The organism is Kitasatospora sp. NPDC085895, from assembly GCF_040702125.1.
Lineage (GTDB): Bacteria > Actinomycetota > Actinomycetes > Streptomycetales > Streptomycetaceae > Kitasatospora > Kitasatospora arboriphila.
The window spans coordinates 1-12,521 of sequence record NZ_JBFBJY010000046.1 but is presented as its reverse complement, the minus strand read 5'-3'; the positions used below and the strand labels follow the sequence as shown (position 1 = coordinate 12,521).

At 72.4% G+C, this 12,521-nt stretch carries 10 protein-coding genes; all 10 read left to right on the top strand.

What is annotated here, in order from left to right:
• Positions 1 to 28 precede the first annotated feature (28 nt).
• The 10 genes from AB0442_RS25585 to AB0442_RS25540 all read left to right on the top strand — a co-directional run bounded on the left by AB0442_RS25585 (position 29) and on the right by AB0442_RS25540 (position 12,366).
• Positions 29 to 553, top strand: coding sequence for a hypothetical protein (locus AB0442_RS25585; RefSeq protein WP_366165604.1), 525 nt, complete (start codon positions 29 to 31; stop codon positions 551 to 553).
• A 149-nt stretch (positions 554 to 702) separates the two neighbouring features.
• A complete protein-coding gene (locus AB0442_RS25580) occupies positions 703 to 3,504 on the top strand; it encodes a penicillin acylase family protein (RefSeq protein ID WP_366165602.1) in 2,802 nt (933 codons plus the stop codon).
• Positions 3,505 to 3,591: 87 nt separating this feature from the next.
• Positions 3,592 to 4,989, top strand: a complete 1,398-nt coding sequence (locus AB0442_RS25575) for a folylpolyglutamate synthase/dihydrofolate synthase family protein (RefSeq protein WP_366165600.1) — start codon at positions 3,592 to 3,594, stop codon at positions 4,987 to 4,989.
• Between the two features lie 6 nt (positions 4,990 to 4,995).
• Positions 4,996 to 5,340 (top strand): DUF4233 domain-containing protein, encoded by a 345-nt coding sequence (locus AB0442_RS25570; protein ID WP_344627364.1) that lies wholly within the window; start codon positions 4,996 to 4,998, stop codon positions 5,338 to 5,340.
• A 103-nt stretch (positions 5,341 to 5,443) separates the two neighbouring features.
• On the top strand, positions 5,444 to 5,857 hold the full coding sequence (gene ndk, locus AB0442_RS25565) for a nucleoside-diphosphate kinase (RefSeq protein WP_366165598.1): 414 nt from the start codon (positions 5,444 to 5,446) through the stop codon (positions 5,855 to 5,857).
• Between the two features lie 354 nt (positions 5,858 to 6,211).
• Positions 6,212 to 7,237 carry a rod shape-determining protein gene (locus AB0442_RS25560; protein ID WP_030270516.1) on the top strand — a complete coding sequence of 342 codons (1,026 nt, stop codon included), beginning with the start codon at positions 6,212 to 6,214 and terminating at the stop codon, positions 7,235 to 7,237.
• Positions 7,238 to 7,325: 88 nt separating this feature from the next.
• Complete coding sequence (mreC, locus tag AB0442_RS25555; RefSeq protein ID WP_366165597.1) at positions 7,326 to 8,264, top strand: rod shape-determining protein MreC; 939 nt, start codon at positions 7,326 to 7,328, stop codon at positions 8,262 to 8,264.
• 2 nt (positions 8,265 to 8,266) lie between these two features.
• Entirely contained in the window at positions 8,267 to 8,908 is a 642-nt protein-coding gene (gene mreD, locus AB0442_RS25550; protein ID WP_366165595.1) for a rod shape-determining protein MreD, read from the top strand.
• Positions 8,909 to 8,941: 33 nt separating this feature from the next.
• Entirely contained in the window at positions 8,942 to 11,170 is a 2,229-nt protein-coding gene (gene mrdA / locus AB0442_RS25545; RefSeq protein ID WP_366165593.1) for a penicillin-binding protein 2, read from the top strand.
• Positions 11,167 to 12,366, top strand: coding sequence for an FtsW/RodA/SpoVE family cell cycle protein (locus tag AB0442_RS25540; protein ID WP_363540120.1), 1,200 nt, complete (start codon positions 11,167 to 11,169; stop codon positions 12,364 to 12,366). The genes mrdA and AB0442_RS25540 overlap by 4 nt, the downstream gene beginning before the upstream one ends.
• Positions 12,367 to 12,521: the final 155 nt, after the last annotated feature.

The window sequence follows — 12,521 nt, the reverse complement described above, 5'->3', positions numbered from 1 at the left end:
GGGTTTGCGACTGACGGGAGGGCACGTCATGGCGGCGACCACGGAGTTGGCCGACGAACTGCCGCAGCACGAGGTCGAGACGGCGAAGGCCCGAGCGGCGTCCTTGCTGCTGGCATTCCGGCACGGGAACCAGCTGTCCTTCGACGCGCAATTGGACCGGCTCCTCGCCGACCACGTGGAGCGCGAGGTGACCACCCTGCTGGTGTGGATCGCGGCCGAGGCGGTCCGCAAGGCGTACGCGCCCGAGGCCGCCGACCGGGTGCTGCGCTCGCTCGCCCGCCGCGCCCCCGCCGACACCTCCGGCGTGCTGCTCGACGAGGACGCCGCCGACCCCGCCCGGCTGGTCGAGGCCGTCGACACCGGGGACGTCGCGGCCGTCCGCGCACTGGTCGCCGCCACCCCGGACACCACCTACCTGCTCGGCGGCCTGCTGCAGGCCGTCGCCATGATGCTGCCGCTGCTGCCGGAGGGCGAGGGCGCCGAGATCGCGGCCGAGCTGCGCCGCCGGCACGGCGGCCCGGCCGTGCAGGTGCCGGAGGCCCGGCACGGCTGATCCGGCCACCGCCGGTCCGTCCCCGCCAAGGGCGGGCAGAACCGCACGCCCGCAGGCGAGTTGTGGCATGCACGCTACTAGGCAGAATGTCAGCAAGGCCCCTACCGTCGAGTACCGCAACGCATCCGCAACTCGACCGAGGAGCCGGTGTGCAACGACGCCCCCACCCGCGCAGATTCGCCGCCGCCACCCTCGCGGCGGCCCTGCTGGCCGTATTCGCCCCCACCGCGTCCCCCACCGCCGCGGCAGCCGCCGGAGAAACCCCGGTCGCCGCCGGCGACTACTGCGCAGGGAAATGCCTCGACATCCTGCCGCCCGGCGAGAACGGCAACGCCACCCTCGCCGAGATCCTGCTCAACAAGGTCTTCGGCTCCCGCCCCGCCCACACCGACGACCAGCTCGGCCCCTACGCCAACCTCGCCGGCGCCTACCCGCAACTGACCGAGGCCCAGCTGCGCAGCTTCTTCAACGACGCCTCCTTCGGCGTCCCCGCCGACCAGGTCGCCTCCACCACCCGTCCGCGCAGCGACGTCGCCATCGTCCGCGACAAGGCCACCGGCGTCCCGCACATCACCGGCACCACCCGCTACGGCACCGAGTTCGGCGCCGGCTACGCCGCGGCCCAGGACAGGCTCTGGGTGATGGACCTCTTCCGGCACGTCGGCCGCGGCCAGCTCTCCGGCTTCGCCGGCGGCGCCGCCGCCAACCGGCAGCTGGAACAGAGCTTCTGGCAGGCCGCCCCCTACACCGAGGACGAGCTCCAGCAGCAGATCGACGCCATCGCGAACGAGGGCGACCGCGCCCGGCAGGCCCTCGCCGACGCCGGCGCCTACCTCGACGGCATCAACCAGTACGTCCGCGAGTCCTACGACGGCCGCTACTTCCCCGGCGAGTACGACCTCACCGGCCACATCGACGCGATGACCAACGCCGGCGGCATCGAACCCTTCAAGCTCACCGACCTGGTCGCGCTCGCCTCCGTGGTCGGCGCCCTGTTCGGCTCCGGAGGCGGCGGGGAACTCGCCTCCGCCCAGGTCAAGCTCGCCGCCGAGGCCCGCTACGGCACCGCCGAGGGCGACCGCCTCTGGTCCTCGCTCCGCGAGGCCGACGACCCCGAGGCCGTGCTCACCCTGCACGACGGCCGGCGCTTCCCGTACGCCCTGCCGCCCGACTCCCCGCAGGGCGCCGTGCTGCCCGACCCGGGCTCGGTCGTCCCCGAGAAGACGGTCCACGACGCCACCGGCACCGGCACCCAGGGCGCCACCACCGCCCCCGGCCTGCTGCCCGGCAACCTGCTCACCGCCAAGCACGGCATGTCCAACGCCCTGCTGGTCTCCGGCGCCCACACCGACGACGGCCACCCCGTCGCCGTGTTCGGCCCGCAGACCGGCTACTTCGCCCCCCAGCTGCTCATGCTGGAGGAGATCCAGGGCCCCGGCATCAGCGCCCGCGGTGCCGCCTTCGCCGGGCTGAGCTTCTACGTGCAGCTCGGACGCGGCCAGGACTACGCCTGGAGCGCCACCTCCGCCGGACAGGACATCACCGACACCTACGCCGTCCCGCTCTGCACCACCGACGGCAGCCCGGTCGGGCTGACGGCCGACCACTACCGGTGGCACGGCCAGTGCCTGCCGATGGAACGGCTGGAGCGGAAGAACTCCTGGAAGCCCACCACCGCGGACCCCACCGCGGCCGGCTCCTACACCCTGGTGATGAACCGCACGAACTACGGCCTGGTCACCGCCCGCGGCACGGTCGGCGGCGCACCCGTCGCCTTCACCTCGCTGCGCTCCACCTACCGCCACGAGGCCGACTCCATCATCGGCTTCCAGATGCTCAACGACCCCGGTGCGGTGCACGACGCGGCGGGCTTCCAGCAGGCCGCGCAGAACATCAACTACACCTTCAACTGGTTCTACGCGGACTCCCGGGACATCGCGTACTACAACTCCGGCGACAACCCGGTGCGCGCCCCGGGCGTCGACGCCGGCCTGCCCGTCCGCGCCGAGCCCGCCTACGAGTGGCGCGACTTCGACCCCGCCGCGAACACCGCCCGGTACACGCCGCCCGCCGAGCACCCGAACTCCGTCGACCAGGACTACTACGTCTCCTGGAACAACAAGCAGGCCGCCGGCTTCGCCGCCGCGGGCTTCGGCAACGGCTCGGTGCACCGCGGCAACCTGCTCGACGACCGGGTGAAGGCGCTGCTCGCCGGCGGCGGGAAGGCGAGCCGGGTCTCGCTCACCAAGGCCATGGAGTCCGCCGCCCTCGCCGACCTGCGCGCCGAGGACGTGCTGCCCGAACTGCTCCGGGTCGTCCGCAGCGCCCCCGTCACCGACCCGTCCCTCGCCGCCGCCGTGCAGAAGCTGGAGACCTGGCGGGCGGCCGGCGGGCAACGCCGGGAGACCTCCCCGGGCAGCCACGCCTACGCCGACGCCGAGGCGATCCGCACCCTGGACGCCTGGTGGCCGCTGCTCGCCGACGCGGTCTTCCGGCCCGGCCTCGGCGACGCCCTGTTCGGCGCCCTGACCGGAGCCGTCCAGATCAACGAGTCGCCCTCCGGCGGGCAGAGCGGCCCCACCAGCGGCACCGCCAGCGCCAACGAGTCCGTCCCGCACAAGGGCTCGGCCTTCCAGTACGGCTGGTGGAGCTACGTCGACAAGGACCTGCGGGGCGTCCTCGGCGACCCGGTGGCCGGGCCGCTGGCCCGCCCGTTCTGCGGCGGCGGCGACCTCGCGGCCTGCCGCACCGCCCTGCTCGACAGCCTGAGGAAGGCCGTGGCGCAGACCCCGGCCCAGGTCTACCCGGCCGACGCGGACTGCCCGGCCGGCGACCAGTGGTGCGCCGACTCGATCGTCCAGCGCCCGCTCGGCGGCGTCACCGACCCCAAGTCCACCTGGCAGAACCGCCCGACCTACCAGCAGGTCGTCCAGTTCCCGGCGCACCGCTGAGCACCCCGGCGCACGGCTCCCCGGCCCCGCCCCACCGGGCCGGGGAGCCTGCGCCGGGCGGCCCCGGACGCTACGTAGACTGGGCCCGTGAGCGACAAGGCCGAGCAGAACCCGTACACCACCCGCCCCTCCGACGCCGGGGCCTCCGGCCCCGAGGCCGAGCTGCGGGCCGTGGAGACCGAGCTCTCCGGCCGCTGGCCGGAGAACAAGCTGGAGCCCTCGCTCGACCGCATCGCGGCGCTGATGGACATCCTCGGCCAGCCGCAGCGCTCCTACCCCTCGATCCACATCACCGGCACCAACGGCAAGACCTCCACCGCCCGGATGATCGAGCAGCTGCTCGGCACCTTCGAGCTGCGCACCGGCCGCTACACCAGCCCGCACGTGGAGTCGGTCACCGAGCGGATCAGCCTGGACGGCGCCCCGATCGGCACCGAGAAGTTCGTCGAGACCTACCGCGACATCGAGCCCTACGTGCGGATGGTCGACGAGACGCAGCCGGTCGCGATGTCCTTCTTCGAGGTGCTGACCGGCATGGCGTACGCCGCATTCGCCGACGCCCCGGTGGACGTCGCCGTGGTCGAGGTCGGCATGGGCGGTTCCTGGGACGCCACCAACGTCATCGACGCCGCCGTCGCCGTGATCACCCCGATCGGCCTGGACCACACCGACAAGCTCGGCGGCACGACCGGCGAGATCGCGGTGGAGAAGTCCGGCATCATCAAACCCGGTGCGCTCGCCGTCGTCGCCCAGCAGCAGCTGGACGCCGCGCAGACCATCCTCAAGCGGGCCGTCGAGGTGGACGCCACCGTCGCCCGGGAGGGCATGGAGTTCGGCGTGATCCGCCGCGAGGTCGCGATCGGAGGCCAGCTCGTCACCCTGCGCGGCCTCGGCGGCGCGGAGTACGAGGACGTCTTCATCCCGCTGCACGGCGCCCACCAGGCGCACAACGCCGCCCTCGCGCTGGCCGCCGTCGAGGCGTTCTTCGGCGTCGGCGCGGCCGCCGGCGGCCAGCTGGACACCGAGAAGGTCCGCCGGGCGTTCTCCGGCGTCTCCTCGCCGGGCCGCCTGGAGATCGTCCGCCGCAGCCCCACCGTCATCCTGGACGCCGCGCACAACCCGCACGGCGCCGAGGCCACCGTCGCCGCGATCGGCGAGGCCTTCGGCTTCACCAAGCTGGTCGGCGTGATCGGCACCAGCGGTGACAAGGACGTCTCCGGCCTGCTGGAGGTCTTCGAGCCGATCCTCGCCGAGGTCGTCATCACCCAGAACTCCACCCACCGGGCGATGCCCGTCGACGAGCTGGCCGCGCTCGCCGTGGAGATCTTCGGTGAGGATCGTGTGCAGGTCGAACCCCGGCTGGACGACGCCATCGACGCGGCCGTCACGCTCGCCGAGGAGGAGGACCTCGGCGGCGCCGGCGTCCTGGTCACCGGCTCGGTCATCACGGTGGGCGAGGCGCGCCTGCTGTTCGGAAGGAAGTAGCACCCGATGCGGACCCTCTGCTCCTCGACCCTCATCGGCGAGGCCCTGCTCATCATGTTCGCCGGCCTGGTCGCCATGCCGCTGTCGGACGTGCCGACCGGCACGATCTGGGCCGTCAGCGGCACCGCCATGGTGCTGTGCGTGCTGCTCTGCGGCATGATCGAGCGCCCCGGCGCGGTGGCGGTCGGCTGGGTGCTGCAGATCGGCCTGATCGCCAGCGGCCTGGTGCTGCCGACCATGTTCGGGCTCGGCGCCGTCTTCGCCGCCCTGTGGTGGTGCTCGGTGCACTACGGCCGCAAGATCGACGTGATCAGGGCGGCCCGCGCCGCCGCGGCCTCGCAGACCGCCTGAACCCCCGCTGAGCGGCCCGTTCGCGTCGGCGGGCCGCACCCGCAGGGTAGTGTCTGCGGTGGCCGAACCCACCGTGCCGAACCCGATCCCCTGGAGCTGCACCGTGTCCCAGCGCACTCTCGTCCTGCTCAAGCCCGACGCCGTCAAGCGCGGCCTGGCCGGCGAGATCATCAGCCGCATCGAGCGCAAGGCGAACTGGCGGCTCGCCGCCCTCGAACTGCGCACCTTCGACCGGGCGACGCTGGAGCTGCACTACGCCGAGCACGTCGGCCGCCCGTTCTACGAGCCGCTGCTGGAGTTCATGACCTCCGGCCCGTCGATCGCGCTGATCGTCGAGGGCGAGAACGTCATCCCCGGCATCCGCGCGCTGGCCGGCGCCACCGACCCGCTGCAGGCCGGCCCGGGCACCATCCGCGGCGACTACGCCACGATCACCCGTGAGAACCTGATCCACGCCTCGGACTCGGAGGTCTCCGCCGAGCGCGAGATCAAGATCTTCTTCCCCGCCCGCGCCTGACCCCGTCTCGCCTGACGAAGGCCTGACACAGCCTGACGTACGCCCAGGTCGGGCCGGGTGCAACCGCCCCGGTCCGACCGGGTGCAACCACCGGAACCCGCCCCGAAAAGGCGGAACCCCGATCGCCGACACGGCGTCCCAATCCCGGGAAGAGCACATCGGCCGCCGGAGAATGGCCAGCATGCCGTACCTCGCCGTACGCGGTGAACGGGCCTGGCTACGATGGACGCAACTCATGGGCCCGGTACGGCTGCTCAGCTGATGTCAGCCCTGTCGTGGGCGCGCGCGATCGGCCCACTCCCCGCACATGCACACCGAGCTCGGGAAGGCACTGCACACCCCATGGCCAACAATCTGTCGTTCATCGGCCGTGACATGGCGATCGACCTCGGCACTGCCAACACGCTGGTGTACGTCAGGGGCAAGGGGATCGTCCTCAACGAGCCGTCGGTCGTCGCCGTGAACACCAACACCGGCGGCATCCTCGCGGTCGGCGCCGAGGCGAAGAAGATGATCGGGCGCACGCCCGGCAACATCGTCGCCATCCGCCCGCTCAAGGACGGCGTGATCGCCGACTTCGAGATCACCGAGCGGATGCTCCGCTACTTCATCCTCAAGATCCACCGCCGCCGCTACCTGGCCCGCCCGCGCGTCGTGGTCTGCGTGCCCTCCGGCATCACCGGGGTCGAGCGCCGCGCCGTCATCGAGGCCAGCGCCCAGGCCGGCGCACGCCAGGTGCACATCATCGAGGAGCCGATGGCCGCGGCGATCGGCGCCGGCCTGCCGGTGCACGAGCCCACCGGCAACATGGTCGTCGACATCGGCGGCGGCACCACCGAGGTCGCCGTCATCTCCCTCGGAGGGATCGTCACCGCGCAGTCCCTGCGGGTCGCCGGCGACGAGCTGGACAACGCCATCGTCCAGCACATCAAGAAGGAGTACAGCCTCCTCCTCGGCGAGCGCAGCGCCGAGCAGATCAAGATGTCGATCGGCTCCGCCTTCGCGCTCGAGGGCGAGAAGGACGAGCACGCCGAGATCCGCGGCCGCGACCTCGTCAGCGGCCTGCCCAAGACCGTCGTCATCTCCGCCGCCGAGGTCCGCGAGGCCATCGACGAGCCGGTGAACTCCATCATCGACTCGGTCAAGACCACCCTCGACCAGTGCCCGCCGGAGCTCGCCGGCGACGTCATGGACCGCGGCATCGTGCTCACCGGCGGCGGCGCGCTGCTGCGCGGCCTCGACGAGCGGCTCCGCCGGGAGACCGGCATGCCCATCCACATCGCGGAGAACCCGCTGGACTCGGTCGCCCTCGGCGCCGGCAAGTGCGTCGAGGAGTTCGAGGCGCTCCAGCAGGTCCTGGACGCCCAGCCGCGCCGCTGACCCTCCCCGCGGGGGCAGCACGGCGCACACGGCGTCACATCTCCAACTGAACAACCGGTACCAGGGAACGAAGGGGCGCTCCAGCACCGTGAGGGACACACGAGAGAGCCGACTACTGCTCATCCTGCTGGTCGCGGTCGCCTTCGCCCTGATCACCGTCGACATCAAGGGCGGCGAGGACTCCCCGCTCGGCGGGGCCCGCCGGGCGGCCGCCGGCCTGCTCGGCCCGGTCGAGCGCGGCGCCTCCGGCCTCGTCGACCCGGTGGCCGGCACCATCCGCGCCGTCCGCGACGCCTCCACGCACCAGCAGCGCCTCGACCAGATCACCCGGGAGAACACCGAGCTGCGCCAGCGGCTCGCCTCCTCCGACACCGCGGCCGGCCGCACCAAGCAGCTCGACGACCTGCTGCGGACGGCCGGCAACGGCGGATACACCATCAAGGCCGCCCAGGTCATCGCGATCGGCGCCGCCCAGGGCTTCTCCTGGACGATCACCATCGACGCCGGCAGCGACGACGGCCTCACCCGCGACATGACCGTCATCAACGGCCAGGGCCTGGTCGGCCGGGTCACCACCGTCGCCCCGACCACCGCCACCGTGCTGCTCGCCTCCGACCCCGGCTTCACCGCCGGCACCCGGCTGGAGGGCAGCGACGAGATCGGCTTCGCCGCCGGCCAGGGCAGCAGCCCGATGCGGGTCCAGCTGCTCAACGGCCGCGCCCAGGTCAAGGCCGGCGACCGGGTCGTCACCTTCGGCTCGCAGAGCGGCCGTCCCTTCGTCCCCGGCGTTCCGATCGGCCGGGTCGTCGAGGTCCAGGCCACCCCCGGCGAGCTCACCAAGACGATCCTGGTCGAGCCCTACGTCCAGTTCACCCGCCTCGACCTGATCGGCGTCGTCGTCGTCCCGCCGCGCAGCGACCCGCGCGACGGCGTCCTGCCGCCCAAGCCGTCCGCCGCCGCGGCGAACCCGCCGGCCGCCGCACCCGCGAAGCCGACCGCCGCCTCCACACCCGCAGGGGGGAACTGACCGTGCGTCCGAACCGCATCCTGCTCTCCGCCGTCCTGCTGATGCTCGGCCTGGTCGTCCAGGTCAGCGTGCTCGGCCGGCTCCAGCTGCCCGGGGCCACCCCCGACCTGCTGATGCTCGTCGTCGTCGGCCTCGCCCTGGTGTACGGCCCGACCGGCGGCTGCCTGGCCGGCTTCACCGCCGGCCTGCTCGCCGACCTCGCGCCGCCCTCCGACCACGCCATCGGCCGCTACGCCCTGGTGCTCTGCCTGGTCGGCTACGCCGCCGGCCTGCTCCGCCCCGAGGCCGGCCGGCAGCGCTCCGCGATCAGCGCCCTGATGGTCGTCGCCGTCGCGGCCGTCGTCTCCACCGGCCTGTACGCCTCCGTCGGCGCCCTGGTCGGCGACACCGCCGCCCGCCACGTCGGCCTCGCCGGCCTGGTGTTCAGCGCCCTGCTGTACGACGTGCTGCTCGCGCCGTTCGTGGTGCCCGCCGTCATGCTGCTCGCCCGCCGCTTCGACGGCGGCCGCTCCGGCGCCGAGACCGAGGACCCGGGCGGCTCCGGCCTCGGCAGCCTCGCCCGCTACAAGACCACCCGGGAGTCCTCGCCGATGCCGACGAGCCCGCGCAAGAAGCGGTCGCTCGGCCTCGCCCGCCGTCCCTGACGCCCCGCAGAACCCCCAGGAGGAGTCCCCCCAGTGAGCAACATCCCGGAGACCGGACGCACCCAACGGGTGACGATCCGTCTGGTGGTGCTGCAGATCCTGGTGCTGTCGCTGCTCGCCACCCTCGGCGGGCGGCTGTGGTACCTGCAGATCCGGACCGGCAGCCAGTACGCCGCCCAGGCGCAAGGGAACCACATCCGGGAGGTCGTGGAGCCCGCCGTCCGCGGCGAGATCCTCGACGCCTCCGGGCGGGTGCTCGTCGGCAACGAGACCAAGCTCGTCGTCTCCGTCAGCCGCACCTCCCTGCTCCAGCAGAAGGACCACGGCAAGGCCGTGCTGACCCGGCTCGCCGGCGTCCTCGGGCTGCAGCCCAAGGACGTCCAGGACAAGGTGCGGCTCTGCGACGCCAAGACGCCCAAGCCCTGCTGGAACGGCTCGCCCTACCAGCCGATCCCGGTCACCCAGCAGGCCACCACCCAGCAGGCCATGCAGATCATGGAACGCCGCGAGGACTTCCCCGGCGTCACCGCCCAGCCCACCGCCGTCCGCCGCTACACCGGCGTCGAGGGCGCCAGCGCCGCCCAGGTGCTCGGCTACCTCTCCCCGGTGACGGACGACGAGGTCACCAAGACCGCCGACAAGACCGGCCGCGAACGCCGCCTGCCGAGCGACCAGATCGGCCGCGCCGGCCTGGAGTCCGTCTACGACGACGACCTGCGCGGCACCACCGGCGTCGACAAGCTGGAGGTCGACAACCTCGGCAAGGTCATCGGCAGCGCCGGCACCGTCCCCGCGCAGTCCGGCAACAACCTCGTCACCAGCATCGACGCCCGGGTCCAGAAGGTCGTCGAGGACCAGCTGGCGCAGGCCATGACCGACGCCCGCAAGGTCTACGACAAGGAGACCCACAAGAACTACGAGGCGGATTCCGGCGCCGCCGTCGTCATGGACGTGCACACCGGCCGGATCATCGCCATGGCCAGCGCCCCCACCTTCGACCCCAACCTGTGGGTCGGCGGCATCACCGCCAAGGACTACCAGGCGCTGACCGACAAGGGCTCCAACTACCCGCTGATCAACCGGGCCATCCAGGGCCTGTCCGCCCCCGGCTCCACCTTCAAGGTCATCTCCACCACCGCCGCCGTCCAGGCCGGCTACTCCCTCGACGGCCACTACCCGTGCCCGCCGAGCATGACCATCGGCGGCCGCGAGTTCAAGAACTTCGAGGGCGAGAGCTTCGGCGACATCTCGCTGGAGAAGGCCCTGGAGATCTCCTGCGACACCGTCTTCTACTACCTGTCCTACGACCAGTGGCTGAAGGACGGCGGCATCAAGCCGAAGAACCCCGCCGACTGGTTCACCAAGACCGCCCACCAGTACGGCCTCGGCGCCAAGACCGGCGTCGACCTCCCCAGCGAGGTCGCCGGCCGGGTGCCGGACCGCCAGTGGAAGCAGTCCTTCTACGACGCCAACAAGGACGCCTGGTGCGCCCAGGCGGCCAAGGGCGGCCACGAGTACGCCGATGAGATCGCCCGCGAGAACTGCCAGGACGGCAACGTCATGCGCGCCGGTGACGCCGTCAACTTCGCCATCGGCCAGGGCGACACCCTCGTCACCCCGCTCCAGATGGCCCGGATCTACTCCGCGCTGGCCAACGGCGGCACCCTCTACCGCCCCACCATCGGCAAGGCGATCATGAGCCCGGACGGCAAGCTCGTCCGCGACATCGCCCCCCACGAGGACGGCAAGATCCCCGCCCAGGGCAAGCTGCTCGACTACATCGACCAGGCCACCGCGGGCGTCGTCACCAGCGGCACCGCCGCCTGGAAGTTCGTCGGCGCCGGCTGGCCCCAGGGCAAGATCGAACTGCACGCCAAGACCGGCACCGCGGAGGTCGCCGGCAAGCAGACCACCTCGTGGCTGACCACCTACAGCGGCGACTACGCGGTCGTGATGACGATAAGCCAGGGCGGCACCGGCTCCGGCGGTTCCGGTGACTCGGTACGCCGCATCTACCAGGCGCTCTACGGCGTCGACGACAAGGGCGCCATCGACAACGGCAAGGCCCTGCTGCCCAAGCCGCAGAGCGAACTGCCCAAGTTCAACCCCGACGGCACCGCCATCATCAAGCAGGCCTCCTACGACGCCCCCGGCGACCGCGCCTTCCTCGACCCGGCGCCCGCCACCGGCACCGGCGCCCCCACGGTCCTCGCGCTCGCCGCCCTGGAACCCGCCCGCGCCACCGGAAGGAGCCGCGGATGACCTCCTACGGCTCGTACCGCACCGTCCGGCTCGCCCCGCAGCGCGGCTCCATCGCCAGGGCCCTGGCCAAGGACTCGCCGCTGCGCCGGATGGACTGGATCATGATCCTCTCCGCGCTGGCGCTCTCCCTCGGCAGCTCGCTGCTCGTCTGGTCCGCCACCCGCGGCCGCGACAACCTCACCCACGGCGACCCGCAGTACTTCCTGTACCGGCACCTCACCAACACCCTGGTCGGCGTGGTGCTCTGCGCGGTCACCGTCGGGATAGGGACACGCCGGCTGCGCACCGCGGTGCCGTTCGTCTACCTCGGCGTCCTGCTGCTGCTCGCCGCCACCCTCACCCCGCTCGGCTCCACCATCAACGGCCAGCACTCCTGGATCCAGTTCGGCGGCGGCTTCTCGCTGCAGCCCGCCGAGTTCGCCAAGCTCTCCATCGTGATGGGCATGGCCGTGGTGCTCTCCGCCCGGGTCGACGCCGGCGAACGGGAGTTCCCCTCCTCGCGCAGCGTCATCCAGGCACTGGTGATCGCCGCGGTGCCGATGGGCGTCATCATGCTGATGCCCGACCTCGGCTCGGTCATGGTGATGGGCATCGTCATCATGGGCGTCCTGCTCGCCTCCGGCGCCGCCCGCCGCTGGGTGTTCGGCCTCATCGGCGCCGGCACCGTCGGCGCGTTGGCCATCTGGAAGCTCGGCGTGCTGAGCAAGTACCAGATCGACCGCTTCGCCGCCTTCGCCAACCCCTCGCTCGACCCGGCCGGCGTCGGCTACAACACCGCCCAGGCCCGGATCGCCATCGGCTCCGGCGGCCTCACCGGCATGGGCCTGTTCCACGGCTTCCAGACCACCGGCCAGTTCGTCCCCGAGCAGCAGACCGACTTCGTGTTCAGCGTGGCCGGCGAGGAACTCGGCTTCGTCGGCGGCCTCGGCCTGATCGCCCTGCTCGGCGTCATCCTCTGGCGGGCCTGCAAGATCGCCCGCCAGGCCACCGACCTGTACGGCACCGTCCTCGCCGCCGGCGTGATCACCTGGCTCGCCTTCCAGGCCTTCGAGAACATCGGGATGAACCTCGGCATCATGCCGGTCGCCGGCATCCCGCTGCCGTTCGTCTCCTACGGCGGCTCCTCGATGTTCGCGGTCTGGGTCGCCGTCGGACTGCTCCAGTCCGTCCGCTCCCAGCGGCCGATAGGGATCTGACCGGGCGGCCGCCGCCGCCCACCGGACCGGCGCCCCGACGGCCCCCCCCCGCGCCGGCGCCGCCCCCCCACACCCCCCGCCCGCGGCCGCGCCCGGGTCCGGGTCCGGGCGGGTGGGTGTCCAGGGCGAGGGTGAGTGCGGCGGGGGCGATGGCG